Origin of the sequence: Actinomadura sp. 3N508 (assembly GCF_044326375.1) — a bacterium.
GTDB lineage: Bacteria > Actinomycetota > Actinomycetes > Streptosporangiales > Streptosporangiaceae > Spirillospora.
In genome coordinates this window covers 928494-944155 of record NZ_JBIRAX010000002.1, presented here as the reverse complement: position 1 = coordinate 944155, position 15662 = coordinate 928494, and the positions used below count along the sequence as shown (strand labels likewise).

The following is a 15662-nucleotide window of genomic DNA, read 5'->3' as shown; positions in this document are numbered from 1 at the left end:
GTACTCTCTCAACGGAATAAATCTTAACGTTCATCTACTTGACGTTGACCAGATGATCCGTCGAGCCGGGAGTGTGCAGCGATGAACCGCGTCGAACCGTCCGCGGCGGCCGAGGCCGCCTCCGAGCATGTGTCCCTCAAGCGCTGGCTGGCCGTCGTGGCGGTCGCGGTCGGGACGTTTCTCGTGGTCACGGCCGAGCAACTGCCCGTTGGCCTGCTGACCTCCATCGGCGGAGACCTCGGGGTCTCCGAGGGGACGGCGGGCCTGATGGTCACCGTGCCCGGTCTGGTCGCGTCCGCGGGCGCGCTTCTCGTCCCCGTCGCGATCGGACGCCTGGACCGCCGCATCGTCCTGCTGGCCCTGATCAGCCTGATGGTGGCGGCCAACCTCCTCTCCTTCCTGGCCCCGAACTTCCCCGTCCTCCTGGCCTCCCGCTTCCTGGTCGGGATCTCCATCGGCGGGTTCTGGGCCCTGGCCGCAGGGATCGCCGTCCGTCTCGTCCCGTCGAGCCACGTCCCCCGCGCCACATCGATCGCGTTCGGCGGGGCGACCGCCGCGAACGTCCTCGGCGTCCCGGCCGGGACCCTCATCGGCGGCCTCACCGACTGGCGGATCGCCTTCCTCACCCTCTCCGGCCTGGGCCTCCTGGCCGTGGCCGCGCTGTTCGTGCTGCTCCCCGGCATCCCCGCCACCGGGTCCATCCGCCTCGGCCCGCTGCTCGCGCTCTTCGGCAACCCGTTCGTCCGCGGCGCGACCATCGCCACGTTCCTGCTGGTCAGCGGGCACATGGCGGCCTACACCTTCGTCAGCCCCGTCCTCCAGGACGTCTCCGGCATCGACGAGGACCTCATCGGCCCGCTGCTGCTCGTGTTCGGCGCCGCCGGCATCGCCGGGACGTTCGTCGCCGGAGCCGCCGCCGGGAAGAACGTCCGCGTCACGATCACCGCGGTCAGCGTCCTGCTCACCGCCGTCCTGGCCCTGTTCCCGCTGCTCGGCGCGACGGCCGTCACCGGGGTCGCCCTCCTGGTCCTGTGGGGCCTGGCGTTCGGGGGCGTGCCCGTCACCGTCCAGATGTGGATCCTGAAGGCGGCGCCCGACCACGCCGAAGCGGCCACGGCGCTCAACACCGTCGTGTTCAACCTGGCGATCGCGCTCGGGGCGCTGTTCGGCGGCCTCGTGGTGAACGGCGCGTCCGCCACCGCCGTCCTGTGGTTCGGCGCGGCGCTGACCGTTCTCACCTTCCTGGCCGTGTGGAGTACCCGGCGGGCGTGAGAGGGAGCAAGATGATCCGCACCTCTGGGACGGTTCCGAACTTTCCAGAGTGGGCAGACGTTGAACTGTCAAAGCTAGGCCGAGGAGGAAGAACGTTGGCTTCCATCATCGACCGGATTAAGAAATTCATCCGGAGCCCGCAAGGCCAGAAGGCACGGGCCAGGGCGGAACGGCTCGCCCGCGACCCCCGCACCCAGGCCAGGGCCCGCCGCCTGCTGGCCAAGGTCCGCGGCGGCTCCCGCCACTGACACCGGTGGCCGCCGTCGCTGACCACACCCCGAGCAGACCCGACCTACGCCCGGGCCCGTCCCCACGAGGGACGGGCCCTTCACCATCCCTGGTGGTCCAGAAGCCTTCAGTCAAGATCATGCGTGGCCGGCGACGGGTCATCTGACGCCGCACCGAGCACCGCCCCGATTCCTCTGCTTCTGGACTCGACCGCCGCCCAGGCCGTTTCCACCCCGTTAGCGCCCACCCTGACCCTCTGGGGAATGGCGGCCGCGGCGCCGGTCGCCGGGCACCCATGCTCATTCTGGTAGGCGATCACGTGCCGCATGTCGTTAGGGACCGACCACCAGGCCAGTCCGCGCTGGCCACTAGTGGGTGCCTCTTCCATGTCGGAGGTTTCGAGCGGAGGCAGGGTTGCATGGGCCAGGTCCGGAGCAGAGCCGGAGATGCCGTCGCGTGTCGTTATGTACGGGACCGGTTCCGCTTATTTGATTGCCGAAAAGGGAGAACGGGATTCTGTTGATCGACGTGTCGGACTCCGCCCGACAGGCGTTCGGATGCCCGACGAGGAGAATGGCGAGGTCACAGCCTGGGGCCGGGGCGAATGTGGCATGCCCACCCTAAAACCCTCCCACGCGGGGTGTTCCCTATTCCCGATCTCGTGTCAAAATGTTACGGCCATTGCTGATGGCGGCGTGAGCGTGCGGGGACGGGAGCCTTTGGGGTGCACACAAAGATCATTAAAACCGTGTCGGAAATGCGCCCGATACGTCCGCGCTCGGTCGTCGGCTCAAGTAGTGCCGGACAGACAGATCGGATCGGACTCGCGTGTGACCGGGGCTTACGGAACGGCGCCCCATGCGACTGACGGGGACGGGTCTCCACTCCCGGGCGGTTGGCAACTTGTCGGAACCGAGCCCTGAGGCAGTCGGCTGCGAGCGGCGGCGGTCACGGGGTCGTCAGGCGCTCGTGCCACCTGTCCCCTCCGTATCGGCGCAGGACGTCCAGAATCTGCTTCGGCTCGACGGTCATGGCGTCCACACGGCAGAGATGGAACAGGCCACGCCGTGCCTCCCACACGGGGGCCGGCTTCCTCGTGCGTGGCTGCCCGTATTCGGCCCGCGGTGCAACCGCGATCGTATGCCGCGCAGGATCAAAACCGATCTGTTCGACTGCGGACCACGGAATCTCGACCACGGAGTCGCGGACTCCCACACCCAGGCCTTGGGAATCCACGGTGAGACGGTAGCCGTCCTTGACCTGAAGTATCCCCCGGCCTATGCCGACGGCCGCGAGCAAACCCACCGAGCCCAAGACCAGCATGCCCGGGCTCGTGGTGAGGCCCGCGTAGATCCCACCGGCGCCGACCGCCAGCGAAAAGAGCACCGCCGCCAAGCCGAGGGGGAGCGTCTTGGCGTTACGGGAGTGGAAGACGATTGTCTCAGACATTGTCCGCCCTCTCTTTTGACGTCGCGATGCTAGCACGCCTGATCGGCAAGATTGGAGACTGTCGTCATGTCCGAAGAAACCAAACATAGTGCTCAGGCGATTAAGCGTGCGGCGAGCTTCGTCGCCACCGAGCCGAAAACATATCTCAACGGCGCGAAGGCACTCGTCGAGCAGTACACGAGCATGTCGCAGATCGCCTTCGGCGTCATCGGAATGCCGGCGATGTCCTCCTACGATTCCGCTCGGCAGAGCCAGACGACGAATCTGCAGGACGGCGCCAAGAAGCTGGACGAGATGATCGCCGGGATGCTCGAAGTGGCCGGTCGGTTCGATGCGGCGGAGCGGGCCAGCACTATCGACCCCGCACGCAAGTTCAGCGTGGACACCAGCCCGCCGAAGCAGAGCACGGACGTGCCAGTGCGGGTGGCGATCGAATCCGGCCCGGCTGCTGCGGGCGTCGGGCTCGGCGCGGCCTTCATGGTCGTGGCGGGCGCTCTCGGCGCGGCCAGCTTCCTCGCCCCCACTGCCCTGGTCGCGGCCACCGCCTGGTGGCTCGTCCGGCCCGACGACAACGAGATCGCTCGCGCCAAGGGCACCTGGGAGAAGGCCTCGGACTACTTGGAAAAGTTCAGCCTGGATAATTCGCTGAGCATCCTTGGTGATGAAGAATGGTCCAACTCCAGTGCGAGCAGGCACGCTTTCAATGAATGGGTGAAGGCGTTCAGCGCGGAAGCCGGGCAGGCCAAAGGCTATGCCGACTCGATGGCGACCACCATGGAGTCGATCATCAATTCTCTACACACGATGATGGATACGACCGCGGCGATCGCATTCGCCGCGTTGGCCTACCTGATCTACTTGACGCTCTTCGTCGGGACCCCGGCGGCACCGGCGGCCGAGGCCGCCAAGGAGATGCTGGGCTCGGTGCTCGGTGTCACCGTGGCCGGCGGGATCGTCGTCACCATCGGCTACTTCCTCTGGCAGGCATTCAGCGTCCTCAGCACCGCAATGCAGGACGCGCAGGGGTTCAAGAAGCTGGAAATCGGCGTCGGTGGAGAGCAGACGACATTCATCGACCTGAAGGTCGACTGGCAGGGCCTCGATATCAAGCCGCCGAACGACTGAGCCCCTCCGAGGAGCCGAAGATGTCAACGGGAAACCCTGAACTCGACCGCTTCGTCGCCAGCGCGATGGAGCAGGTCCGCAAAGCGCAGGAGATCCGCGAGCAACTCAGCGAGGTCACCGGCGTCGGTGAGGCGTCCAACGGGCAGGTACGCGTCGAGGTGCAGACGAGTGGCGCGCTGCGCGGCGTCACCATCGACCCGCGTGCGATGCGCATGGGCTCCGAAGCCCTGGGTGAGGCGATCCTGGAAGCCGCTCAGAACGCCGCCCAGAACGTCCAGGAACAGATCTCCCAGCTGATGGAGCCGATCACGGCCGCCAATCCACTGCTCCAGAAGGTGATGCGCGGCGAGACCCCGCAGATGCCGGAAGGCCTGGAGGACCTGCCCAACCGGATCGGACGGTCTAGCGACCCCATCAAGGAGGTCACCGAGCAACTCGAACGCGTCCGCAAGATGTTGGGCGCCTGACCTTCGACCGCCCGCCCTGCCGAGGGGGCGGGCCGCCGGTTGGAGGGGCGCTGGCCGTTAGGACTTGCGGACGCGGCGCACGATTGCCCAGAGGGCGATGACGGCCACCAGGAAGGCGCCGCCGCCGATGAGCCAGGGTTTCCGGCTTGGGGCGACGTGACCGGAGACGACCACGATCTCGCTCTTGCCCGACACGGCGGTGAGGTCGCGGGTCACGAGCATGAAATCGTCGGAGTCGAGCACGTTGTTGGTCTTCCGGAAGCCGTCCAGCCCGCCGGTGTGACTCTTCTTCTTGGAATCGACCAGCAGCTTGGTGCCGTCGGCCTTGTGCACCAGGTAGAGCGAGATGAGTTCGAGCTTGTCGCCGTCCCGCTGGACCAGGATCTTGCGTTCGTAGACCTTTCCGTTCGGCCCTGCTAGCGCATTGGCCGCGTCCAAACCCGGCGCCGGCTTGCTGGAACCGCCGCCCTGCTCCCACGGCCGGACGCAGCCGGACGGTTCGCAGGGGCGCGGTGCCATCAGCCGTCCGATGAGCTCTTCGGGGGAGCCCATGGTGGCGAAACCGGCCACCCTGGCCTGAGTGTTCGCGCTCTGGAACTCGTCGCCGACGACGTCCGTCGAGCGCAGGTACTCGCCGAACATGTCCCTGGTGGTGGGCGGTGTCGCGCACGCGGCCAGCGGCAGCGCGAGCGCGCACACGGCGATCACGCGCAGCACGGAGGCCCGCGCGATCCTTCTGAACGCGCCCGCGAGCCTTGGGCCGCGCCCCGCCCCGCCATCCGAACCGATCATGACTTCGCCACCTCTCCCTCGCCCGCTGTCACGCGGACGAGGCCGCGGTTGCGGTCCGCGACCGGTCCCGAACATTGGGATTATCCGCCCTGCTCATGGCCAGCTTCACGCAGATTATGGAACGGTCAAATGGTCATGGTCGAGGGGAATGCGCCTTGAGAACGATCAAAACGCGGACAGTATCCCAGCCGATTACCAGCGGTTCAATCGCCCTTACTGACCAATATGGCGAGTTCTCGACTTGGCCGGAAAGGGCCGTTCGCCGGTCACGGTGACCGGGGCTTCCCGAAGGAGATCCGCAGCGCGGCGGTCGCGGTTTTCCGTAGGAGGAGGTCGCCACCATCGGCCACCAACGTCTCCGCGATAGAGGGAACCGATCCTCACGTCGGCAAGTCACTGTCCTCAAAGCCCCCGCCGCATGGCCGTGTGGGAGCGGAAAGGACCCATGTCGCCGACCATGCGAGTCGCCACGAGCGCGGACGAGGACGTCCTCGCCTCATTCGATCGCCCCGGGCTGCACGGAGCGGATGCCGACGGGTTGCGGAGCGCCCTCGCGGACGGCCGGGCGTGGGTGGCCGAGGAGAGCACGACGATCGTCGGTGTGCTGATCTTCGAGGCTCCCGGCTCGGGCCATCTCCGGCTGGTCACGCTCGCAGGCAGCGGGGTCAGTGCGCTCCTGCATGAGGTGCTGCGGGTCAGGGAACTGGGCCCGGAGAACTGTTCGCTCTCGGCCCTGGTCGACACCGCCGACCACGCGGCCGCCCGGCTGCTGCTGGGCAGCGGCTTCTTCGCCGCACGGGTCGTCCGGGACGGGGAACGTCGCCTGCTCTACTGCCAGTACAACGCGCGCGTCCATTACGTTGACCCGGACGAGCGATACCTCGTCCCGGCGTCCGCGTCCGACCAGCTCTTCGCCTTCCTGGACGGCGGTGACCACGCGATCACCGGCATGGTCGGAACGTCGTTCGAGGTGTCCCGGTTCGAGCGGGACGACCCCGCGGCACTCCAGTCGGCCGAGGCGGCGGCGGGAATCGCCTTCTCCGGGGCGGTGCTGGCGGCCATGACATTCCTGCTCGGTTTCGCCTTCGCCTCCGCCCGCTACCCCGACAGCGTTCGCGTACTGCTCATCGCCGCCACGGCCTTAACGACGCTCTCGCTCATCATCTACGCGAGCGCGTCCGGCGAGCTCGCGCGTATCAAGGCCAATGTCTTCGGCAATATCATGAAATGGGGCAACGTCCTTTCGGAGTACGGCGGGGTGCTGCCTTTCATCATCTCGCTGCCCATGACGTACGCGGAGGTCACCAGGGCGCGATGGTCGGCGATCCTGGTCGCGGCCGTCCTGTCCGCCGGGCTGCTGATCTACGAGTCCTCGGCCTTTTCCATCGCCGACCGTTTCTCATGGACCCTGCCAACGCGCACCCTCGCGGTGCTGACCGGGATCGCGCCGCTCGCCGGCACGTTGCTGAGTCTCGCCGGTACAGGGGTCTGGCTGTGGACGCTCACCGTCACCGCCACGCTCACGGCGCGGGCGGTCGTCTACCTCTTCCGCCGCGGCCCCGAGGGCGGCATCGCCGAGTTCCGTGGCAGGTCATGGCAGGTCCGGCGCTGACCGGACGAGCTCCGCGACCTCGGCGGCGCAGCCCCAGGCCAGGGTGACCCCGCCGCCGCCGTGCCCATAGTTGTGGATCAACCGGCCGTGCGGCGCCGCCACGTCGCGCCGCACCTCCTCCTCCAGCCGGACGGTGGAACGTTCCGGACGGAGCCCGACCAGCTGGCCGAGGAACGGTGCACCGGCGAGCTCGGGCCGGACGGCCGTGCAACGTTCCAAGATCGCGCGCGTGGTGTCCGGGTCGGGTTCCCGGTCCCAGCTGGACGGTTCGGCCGTCCCACCCAGGATCACCTTGCGGCCGTGCGGCAGGATGTAGACGAGGTCCGTCCCGCCGTCGTCGTCCTCGCAGAAGAATTCCGTGATCCCAGGGTTCTCCATCACGACGACCTGCCCTCGGACGGCGACCACGTTCGCGTCGTCCACCAGCAGGCGCGCCCCCGTTCCGGTGCAGTTGACGATGACAGGGGCGGCGGCCAGGGGAATGTCCCGGTGTTTCTTGACCTGCAGAACGCCGCCCGCGGATTCGAAACGTCCGACTAGATAGGCGAGATAGGCCGGCATGTCGAGCAGCGGCAGCCTGTAGCGCCAGCCTTCCGCGAAGCCTGCCGGGAGTTCGTCGGCATCGCACGGCCGGGCACCCGTTCCAGAGGCCCATTCCGGCGGCCGGTAGCTCTTCCGTCCCGCCTCTATGCCATCGGCCATTCGAACCCCGGTGACGGCCGGGGACGCGGCAAGATCCGCAAGCACATCGAAACTCTTGAGAGCCCATTCCTTGGCCCGCTCATAGGGCTCGACCCGGTACGGCCACCACATCGCGCCCGCCGTGGCGGACGTGGCCCCGTCAGGCGGGTCCGCCGTGTGGATCCGAACCCGCAGCCCGGACTCGGCAAGAGTGATCGCGGTGGTCAGCCCGACGACCCCCGCACCGATCACCAGAACGTCGAACTCGCTCGCACCGCCCATGCGCGCCACCGTATCCCGCCGAGATCACCCGACCCCGACGTGCCGCCGGACGCCCCGACTCCTGCGTCAGAGGTCGTAGGTGCCCTGCTTGATCTGTGACACCAGTGCGGCCCAGGCGTCCCGTTCGACGGTCAAGTGGCCGCCCTCCGGGTTCTTGGAGTCCCGCACAGCCTTCAGCCCGCCAAGCAGCGCGACCTCCACGCAGTCACCGCCGGAACTCCCGCTACGAGAACTCTTGCGCCATGCAGGACGGTTTGAGTTGTGGTCAAGCATCGTGAGATCCCGCCTCTTCGTCATGCCAGCTCTGCGGCTGCCCTCTCGATCAGAGCGGTCGACTTCTCCGGGCTGAGCGCATCGGCTCGGAGGGCATCAAACGTCAGCCTATGTATATCGATTTCTGCCGTCTTGTCCATCAGTAGGGCGCCTGCCCGGTTCTCGACGTAGGCGTACTCGGCAACTGCCGACTCGCCGAGATCGATCGTCACCAGCGTAAACGGGCCACTCACTGCTGGATGCGCGCCTGAACTGAACGGCAAGACCTGAATTTTCACGTTCCGCTTTCGTGCCTTGGTTGCGAGCGCCTGCAGTTGTTCGGCCATCACTTGTGGACTGCCCACCACCCGGCGAAGGACCGCCTCGTTGAGAACCACCCAGTATTGGAGCGGGTCATCGCCGTCCAAGATCGCCTGTCGCGCAAGCCGGGCTTCGACCCTCCCTTGGATCTCCTCGTCTGAGGGGCGACGTGGTTCGACCGCCATGATCGCGCGAGCGTACTCGGGTGTTTGGAGCAGACCGGGCACCCACTCACTGATGTACGCGTGCATCTCCGTGGCCTCGGCTTCGAGGCCCAGGTAGAGCTCGAAGCCCGGGTGGAGGACCTCGCCGTAGCGCTGCCACCAGCCGCGTTGCCGGGCGGCCTTGGCCAGTTCGGTCAGCTGCGCCGTCTCCTCCGGCGTGGCGCCGTACAGGTCCACGAGGCGTTCGAGGACGCGGGCGGGCACGGAGCTTTGCCCGGTCTCCATGCGGCTAATGGTCGAGTCCGTCCTGGCGATGTGGTGGGCCGCGTCGTCCGCCGCGACGCCTGCGCGGGTGCGCAGCGCGCGGAGACGGATGCCCAACATGATGCGGCGGACGGTCGGGCTCTCGGGGCGTGGCATGGAGGCACCTCCTCGGTTCTCGGTGGTCATTCTCCACTCCCGAAGTCACCTTGCGTGGTGAAATCAGCACACACAGTCCAACTCGGTCATCTCTTATGAGTTTTCAAAACGGGATTGCATCTTATCTTCCCGTGGGTCAGGATCGAGCCGTCCGTACGACATGTGACGCGGTGCACACACATCGTGATCGCGGCCGGGAGGTGTGACCCATGGAGTGTGAGGGTGGGCAGCGGCTTACGCCGGGTGGGGTTTGTGCTTGGCGGTTGCCCGAGGATGAGCGTGGGCCTGCGGCGGCGCGGCGGCTTCTTCAGCGGACGATGGACGGGCTCGGGGCCGACCGGGACGTGATCGAGGACGGGAAGCTCGCCGTGTCCGAGATCGCCACCAACGCGCTCCGGCACGGCAGGGCCGCGGGCGGTCCGGTCACCGTGCCCGAGTTGTGGATCTGGGCGCGGACCGTCCCGGCGCCGCAGCTCGTCGTGTCCGTGTTCGACGGTGCGCGGACGGAGCTGCCGCGAGCGTCCAGTAGCGGGCTGCTCGACGAGCACGGCAAAGGGCTCGGGCTGGTGGCGGAGTTCACCGCCGCGTGGGGGTGCGACAGGACGCGGTCGCGGGCCGCCGAGCCCGTCGTCCGGGGGAAGGCGGTGTGGTTCGCGCTGCCGCTCCCGCGTACCTGGCCGGGCCGCACGCTCAAGGTCCACCCCGGCACGGCCGCGCAATGCCTCCTGTCGTGCGTCACGCGGCGCGGCTTTCCGGGGATGCGGACGAGCGACGGGCACGGGGTGTCCGTGCTGGTGCTGCCCGGCCTCAACGTGTGGGTGCACCCCCGGCACTTCTGCTGGCAGGACGGCCCCGGCCGCTACCTCAAGCGCCCCCTCATCGACCTCCAGGAGACGGTGGAGCACATCGTCCGGCGGCTGGACGGCATCCAAGTCCCTGGGCCCGCGCTGACCGTATCCGGACGGGAGCGGCTTGACCGGGGCTGAGAGAATCCGATCATGGGTGGGGCTGCGAACGATGTGCGCGAGCGGCCCCTCCTGACCTGGCGGATCGCGGCCATCCCCGTGCTGCTGATCGGGATCGGGATGCTGTTGGGGTCGGTGTTCGCGGCGGCCGAGTTTCCCGAGCGGAGGGACGAACTGCACGCGCTGCGGGACGCGCCGGACTGCGCCGCGCCGCCCCAGCGTCCGGCGGACTGCACGTGGACGCAGGAATTCATCGTCTCCGACATCCAGCTCTATGAGGGTCGGAACGAGGGCATCGGCGCCATGCTCACGACGCCCGAGCAGGGGTACGAGTGGCCGACGGCGTACCGGAACGACGGGCCATTGCTGAACACCCTGGATGACGGCGACCGGGTGAGGGGAACCGTCTGGCGCGGTGCAGTCGTGAAGATCGCCACCCGGGACGCCGAGCAGGCCACGCTCGCGAGCCCCTCCACCATGGCCGAGACCATGCTGGCCATGGCGATCGTGCTCGCCGTCTCAGGATTTCTCTTCGTCTGCAGCGCTGGCTGGCGTCTGGTCCGGTGGTCGCGGCGGGTGCCGACGCGGGGCATGAACTGCGTCCTCGGCGTCGCCGTCGGCATGGTCCTGGGCGGGCTAGGGGCAATGGCCATCGCCGGCGGGACGGCCGAGACCACAGCGCCCGAGGTCGACATGGGCGCGCTCTGGCTCTTCGCCGCCATCTACGGAGCGTGGGCAGCGATCATCACCGTCGTCGCGGCGTGGACGTACCGCCTGACCCGGCCGGACGAGGCGACCGCCCCGGCGCCGCCGGTCCAGACGTTGTAGCCCGGGGGCGCCGTTCGGGTGGTCACCTGGTACAGCCCTTGACCTCGTCCGACGATCAAGGGCTGTCCGTGTCCAGAGGACAGGTGTCATCCGCGGGTCTGCACCGTGACCGAGACGACCGTCTGGTTGGCGCAGGGCGCGCGCGAGACGGAGCCGACCGGCACCCACGGTCCCTCGCAGGCGATCAGGCCGACGGCCGGGTTGAAGTGTTGCTGCACCATGATCACGCGGTGCTCGCCGGTGCCGCCGGTGCAGCGGCTCTCCGCGAAGTTGCCGCCGTTGACGGTGGTGCAGTCCGTCGGGGTGGCCGAGGCGCTGGTCGCGGTGCCCACCAGCGCCGTTGCGGTTGCCAGGACGGTGAACGAGGCCAGCGCCCACCGCCGAGCGCCACCGAGTGTGTCCTTCATGGGGTCCTCCCTTTCGCGAGCGGTAGTGGTGCCGCGCGAACGGCCGCCTGACATTCGTGTCCGGGTGGTTGCTGGATGACTAATTCGCGGGACTTTGTGCGGCCGCAGTGCTTTTTTAGGCGGGCCGTGCACAATGCGGGTGGGAGGTGCCCGGTGCGAACGGTGGACCGCGAGCGCTACGCCGGCCTGTTGCGGCTCGCGTACCTGGTGCTGGACGACGGCGACGCGCCACTCATGCGCGCCCGCCGTGCCGCCGCGCGTGCGGCCCGGGTCAAGAACGGCGACTACTCCGCGATGCGGGCGCGGCTCGTCGCGACCCTGCTCTCCGACCCGCCCGCCGGACGTCCCCAGCCGCATCGGCTCTTCTTCGAGGCCGTGCCGGCTCCGAAGGGGTCGGTCCGGGAGGCGCTGCGGGAGCTGTCACCGCCCGAGCGGCTCGCGTACCTGCTGCGCCTCGACGGGCTCACCGCGCCCGAGGTCGCCGCTGAGCTGGGCGACCATTTTCGGATCGACTCCTGGGACGTGGACGAGGTCACCGGCGACGTCGACGAGCGGACGGGCCTGGACGAAGCCGCGCAGCGGGCCGAGATCGAGGCGTTCGAACCCGACCTCGTCCGGCTCCGCCCGCCGCGCAGCGTGCCGCGGGCGTGGCGCGCCGCCGTCGCGGCCGGGCTGGTGGCCGTGGTGCTGGCGGTCGCCGGTTTCGTCCTGAACCCGTCGGGCGAAGGGCCCGACGCTCCTACCGCGGTCGACCCGCGCGCGTGGCAGCGGACGAGCCTGCCGACCGTCTACGAATGGCCCGCACAGGGCGAGCTGCGGGACGACGCCGGGCTGCTGCGCCGGGCCGCCGAAGCCTGGCGGGGCGACCGGCATGACCCGCCGCAGGGGCCGGTCGTCGTGCTGTACGCGGGGAGGGTGGACGGTGCGTCGCTGGTCGTCCTGCGCGATTCTCCGGGGCTGCGGCTGCCGCCGAACGTGGCGCAGTACTTCGAGCGGCGCCTGTCGCGCGGTGTGGAGTCGGTCCGCAGGCTCGGGACGGGCGCCGGGCAGCTCATCATGGTGGGCCTGACGTGGCGCTATCTCGTCCCGCCGTGGCTGCGGGACGTGCGGGTGGCGAGGCCGTCCAGCCAATCTCCGGAGTACATGCCGGTGGCCGTCAAGGACGGGCTGACCGATCCGCTGCCCTGGCGCTGGTTCACGCCGCGCTGCCAGAACTACGTGGTGTTCGGCATGACGTTCCGGGCGCCCACCGGCGGATGGCCGCGGCACGTCGTCCAGCTCGCCTCGCACGACCCCCGCTCCGCCGCGCCGCGCGTGTGGTTCCGCGATCCGCCGGAGCGTGACATGCGGTTCAGCTGGGCGGCGCTGCGCGCCGTCACCTGCGAGGGCGCGGCCACGCTGAGCGAGTCGAACGACCTGCGGCTGGGCCGCCTGTGGAGCGGCGAGCTGCCCGACGGCGGCGGCCGGGCGACGCTGCTGACGGTGGACGTGTCCACGCCGTGGGGCGCCCCGGGCCGCTCGATCCTGATGTCGGACGACGGGCGGGCGCTGTCCGAGCGGGGCGGGACGAACAGCGACTTCAGCTCGTCCGCCGGGACGGTCGCCGCGGCCGTTTGGTGGCGGTCGCCCCGCCGCTGGCATCTCGTCGCGGCGGCGGGCCCGGACGTCACGCGCCTGAAGACGGTCGGCGAGCTGGGTCCCCACGAGGAGAAACGGGACCGCGGGGGGCTCCTGCTGGTGGTGGCGGGCCCGCGCGCCGGCGGCCCGTCCCCGGAAACGGCCCGCCTGCCGATCGCCCAGGTCGTGGCCTACGAATCGGACGGAGACCGCACGGTCGTCGATCCGTCCTGATATCGACCTACACCGTCAGCGTGGACGGTGCGACGGCCGCCGAGCCGGCGGCCGGGGCCGAGTCCGCCACGCTGAACCTCGTCCCGGGCACGCACGCCGTCCAGTTGCGCGCCGCCTTCGAGGACGGCACCACATCGGAGTCCCCGGTCTTCACGGTGGTGGCGGACACGACTCGTCCGGTCCTCTCGTCCCAGTCGCTCACCTTGCGGAAGGCGACGGTCAACGCCACCGCCTACCCCGTCCAGCTCGGCTGGAAGGCCGGCGACAACACCCTGCTCAGCTCGCTGAAGGCGACGTCGCCGTCCGCGCAGACCTTCGCCACGACCGCGACGACCTGGCCCGCGACCGCCAAGGCGCTCGCGACGCAGTCGTGGTCGCTGACCGCCGAGGACGCCGCAGGGAACAGCACCACCGGCGCCATCAGCCGCTACGCGGGCGGTTTCAGCGACGGCTCCGCGGTACGCACGGGCACGTGGAAGACGGTGACCAGCACGTCCTACCTGGGCGGGCGCGGTCTCTACACCACCGCCCGGGGCGCGAGCGCGAGCTGGACGTTCACCGGCACCAGCGTGGGCCTGGTCTTCACGCGCGCGGCCAAGTACGGGGCCGTGTACATCTACTCGGACGGCGTAAAGGTCGCGACGCTGGACACCCGGGCCACGTCCACCGCCTACCGCCAGCTGCTGTGGACGCGCAACTGGACCACCAGCGCCAAGCACACCATCAAGATCGTCGTCGCCGGCACCTCGGGCCGCCCCACGGTCGCCACGGACGGCCTCGTCTACATCCGCTGACCCCTCGTCCCGGACCACGGAACGCGCTCGTCCAGGCAGCAGTTGCCGCCTGGACGTAGTTGCAAGTCATTTGCAATAGTGGCCGTATGGCTGACTACGTGCTTCCCGATCTGCCCTACGACTACGCCGCTCTGGAACCCGCCATCACCGGGGAGATTCTGGAGTTGCACCACTCCAAGCACCACGCCGCCTACGTGAAGGGCGCGAACGACACGCTGGAGAGGCTGGCGGAGGCGCGGGACAAGGAGCAGTACGGAGGGCTGGTCGGGCTGGAGAAGACGTTCGCGTTCAACCTGTCCGGCCACGTCCTGCACTCGGTCTTCTGGGACAACCTGTCACCGGACGGCGGGGACCGTCCCGACGGGGAGCTCTCGGCGGCGATCGATGAGCACTTCGGGTCGTTCGACGCGTTCCGCAAGCAGCTCACTACGGCGACGTCCACCGTGCAGGGGTCCGGGTGGGGCGTGCTGGCGTGGGAACCGCTGGGGAAGCGGCTCGTCGTGGAGCAGGTCTATGACCACCACGGGAACGTCGGGATGAACACGACACCGCTGCTGGTCTTCGATGCGTGGGAGCACGCCTACTACCTCCAGTACCGGAACGTGCGGCCTGACTACGTGGAGAAGCTCTGGTCGCTCGTCAACTGGACGGACGTCACAGCCCGTTTCGACAAAGCCCGCGGCTAGCCGCAGGGCGCCCAGACCGCGGCGCCCTCCAGGCCGGGATCGTGCTCAGAACCTTTCCCTTGCGGCCTGGAGGGCGTCGTGCCTTGTGCTGGGGCATGCTGAAGTCGCCTGCCGGCTGTCAACGACCCGCCGGGAATGCAGGGGCGCAGTCCGGCGCAAGCGGGGGATTGGTCAGCCGTCCGTGTCCTTCGGATGGCGTGGTGATGCGTAGACGATCCAGACGATGCGGTCGTCGTCGTTGATGACGTAGCGCACCCGCCCGCCGCTCGTCACTTCGTACTCCCACTGCTCGAGGTCGCGACCGTTGTGCCTGTGCGTCGCGAGTTCCCCGCGGAGCCGATGCTGCCGCTCGTGGTTGGCTCGGGAGCGTGGGTCAGAGCGGAGCGTCTCGTAGCACCGCCGCGTGTTGCCTAAGGCAAGGCGACACAGTTCCTCCCATCCGCGCACTGCTTCGCTGGTGCCGAACCGTAGGTCCCATTCGCCGTCCGGTGGGGGGACGGTGACCCTGTCCCCGCGCTTGGGGCTCACGGATGGACCTCCACGGCGCCGAAGTCACCGCTGGTCGGCCGGGCCGCGTCCGCAAGCTGCGCAGGGTCGGCCTTGATGCGGGCGGTCGCGCGCCAGCCGGCGATCACCTCGCCCGTGGAGGCGTCGAGATCGAGTTCCGCCGCGTCCGAGATCGCCTCCACCAGTTCGACGGTGAACGCGCGAACCTCCTCGGTGCTGAGGTGACGTACCCACGGGAACACTTCGGGCATGGCGAGCAGCAGGTCTCGGGCACCCGGATCGTGCTTCATCAGGGCCAGGAAGATCCTGGAGGCGGTCGCCAGCGTCTCCTCGCGCTGCTCTTCGCGGTCGGCGGCCGTCAGGAAGAAGTCCGGCGCGTCGCGATGAGTGACGCGGACTCGTCCGAGCCGGGAGGCGCGCTCCGCGACGGCCCGCGGATTACGGGACAGGTCGGAGAAGGTCACCGAGTCGGGGCGGGCTGTTGCGCTCATGCAACCAAAATATCAGATCGTATTCTGAATTATTCCTTGGGGGCATGCTGAAGTCGCCCGTCGGATGA

Annotated in this window: 17 protein-coding genes; 10 read left to right on the top strand and 7 right to left on the bottom strand. The window is 68.8% G+C overall.

From position 1 onward, the window contains the following. The first annotated feature begins 81 nt into the window (after positions 1-81). Positions 82-1272, top strand: coding sequence for an MFS transporter (locus tag ACH34S_RS10605; protein WP_395952323.1), 1191 nt, complete (start codon positions 82-84; stop codon positions 1270-1272). Between the two features lie 95 nt (positions 1273-1367). Further along, positions 1368-1520 carry a hypothetical protein gene (locus ACH34S_RS10600; protein WP_395952322.1) on the top strand — a complete coding sequence of 51 codons (153 nt, stop codon included), beginning with the start codon at positions 1368-1370 and terminating at the stop codon, positions 1518-1520. Between the two features lie 928 nt (positions 1521-2448). Here the strand turns inward: ACH34S_RS10600 and ACH34S_RS10595 are convergent. Then, positions 2449-2949: a hypothetical protein gene (locus tag ACH34S_RS10595; protein WP_395952321.1), complete on the bottom strand. Its 501-nt coding sequence runs from the start codon at positions 2947-2949 to the stop codon at positions 2449-2451. 66 nt (positions 2950-3015) lie between these two features. On the opposite strand from ACH34S_RS10595, the gene ACH34S_RS10590 reads away from it, so the two are divergent. After that, entirely contained in the window at positions 3016-4074 is a 1059-nt protein-coding gene (locus tag ACH34S_RS10590; RefSeq protein WP_395952320.1) for a hypothetical protein, read from the top strand. Between the two features lie 20 nt (positions 4075-4094). Continuing rightward, entirely contained in the window at positions 4095-4541 is a 447-nt protein-coding gene (locus ACH34S_RS10585) for a YbaB/EbfC family nucleoid-associated protein (RefSeq protein WP_395952319.1), read from the top strand. A 57-nt stretch (positions 4542-4598) separates the two neighbouring features. On the opposite strand, the gene ACH34S_RS10580 is transcribed toward ACH34S_RS10585, so the two are convergent. After that, positions 4599-5333 (bottom strand): hypothetical protein, encoded by a 735-nt coding sequence (locus ACH34S_RS10580; protein ID WP_395952318.1) that lies wholly within the window; start codon positions 5331-5333, stop codon positions 4599-4601. Positions 5334-5790: 457 nt separating this feature from the next. Here ACH34S_RS10580 and ACH34S_RS10575 point away from each other — a divergent pair, with 457 nt between their 5' ends. Beyond that, entirely contained in the window at positions 5791-6945 is a 1155-nt protein-coding gene (locus ACH34S_RS10575; RefSeq protein ID WP_395952317.1) for a hypothetical protein, read from the top strand. Here the strand turns inward: ACH34S_RS10575 and ACH34S_RS10570 are convergent. The 3 genes from ACH34S_RS10570 to ACH34S_RS10560 all read right to left on the bottom strand — a co-directional run bounded on the left by ACH34S_RS10570 (position 6925) and on the right by ACH34S_RS10560 (position 9095). Beyond that, complete coding sequence (locus ACH34S_RS10570; protein WP_395952316.1) at positions 6925-7908, bottom strand: FAD-dependent oxidoreductase; 984 nt, start codon at positions 7906-7908, stop codon at positions 6925-6927. The two genes, ACH34S_RS10575 and ACH34S_RS10570, sit on opposite strands and share 21 nt — an antisense overlap. 66 nt (positions 7909-7974) lie before the next feature. Next, positions 7975-8181, bottom strand: a complete 207-nt coding sequence (locus tag ACH34S_RS10565; protein WP_395952315.1) for a DUF397 domain-containing protein — start codon at positions 8179-8181, stop codon at positions 7975-7977. A 20-nt stretch (positions 8182-8201) separates the two neighbouring features. After that, positions 8202-9095, bottom strand: coding sequence for a helix-turn-helix domain-containing protein (locus tag ACH34S_RS10560; RefSeq protein WP_395952314.1), 894 nt, complete (start codon positions 9093-9095; stop codon positions 8202-8204). A 233-nt stretch (positions 9096-9328) separates the two neighbouring features. On the opposite strand from ACH34S_RS10560, the gene ACH34S_RS10555 reads away from it, so the two are divergent. Together ACH34S_RS10555 and ACH34S_RS10550 are read left to right on the top strand one after the other, a co-directional pair. After that, entirely contained in the window at positions 9329-10051 is a 723-nt protein-coding gene (locus tag ACH34S_RS10555; RefSeq protein WP_395952313.1) for an ATP-binding protein, read from the top strand. 12 nt (positions 10052-10063) lie between these two features. Further along, positions 10064-10858, top strand: a complete 795-nt coding sequence (locus ACH34S_RS10550) for a hypothetical protein (RefSeq protein WP_395952312.1) — start codon at positions 10064-10066, stop codon at positions 10856-10858. Between the two features lie 86 nt (positions 10859-10944). On the opposite strand, the gene ACH34S_RS10545 is transcribed toward ACH34S_RS10550, so the two are convergent. Next, positions 10945-11265, bottom strand: a complete 321-nt coding sequence (locus ACH34S_RS10545) for a hypothetical protein (protein ID WP_395952311.1) — start codon at positions 11263-11265, stop codon at positions 10945-10947. Between the two features lie 153 nt (positions 11266-11418). Here ACH34S_RS10545 and ACH34S_RS10540 point away from each other — a divergent pair, with 153 nt between their 5' ends. From ACH34S_RS10540 to ACH34S_RS10530, 3 genes are all read left to right on the top strand, one after another. Then, complete coding sequence (locus tag ACH34S_RS10540) at positions 11419-13116, top strand: hypothetical protein (RefSeq protein ID WP_395952310.1); 1698 nt, start codon at positions 11419-11421, stop codon at positions 13114-13116. Between the two features lie 20 nt (positions 13117-13136). Further along, positions 13137-13910: a hypothetical protein gene (locus ACH34S_RS10535; protein ID WP_395952309.1), complete on the top strand. Its 774-nt coding sequence runs from the start codon at positions 13137-13139 to the stop codon at positions 13908-13910. A gap of 86 nt (positions 13911-13996) precedes the next feature. Then, the gene (locus ACH34S_RS10530) at positions 13997-14596 is read left to right on the top strand and encodes a superoxide dismutase (RefSeq protein ID WP_395952308.1); all 600 of its coding nucleotides are present in this window, start codon (positions 13997-13999) and stop codon (positions 14594-14596) included. Between the two features lie 524 nt (positions 14597-15120). On the opposite strand, the gene ACH34S_RS10525 is transcribed toward ACH34S_RS10530, so the two are convergent. Then, positions 15121-15594 (bottom strand): hypothetical protein, encoded by a 474-nt coding sequence (locus ACH34S_RS10525; RefSeq protein ID WP_395952307.1) that lies wholly within the window; start codon positions 15592-15594, stop codon positions 15121-15123. Positions 15595-15662: the final 68 nt, after the last annotated feature.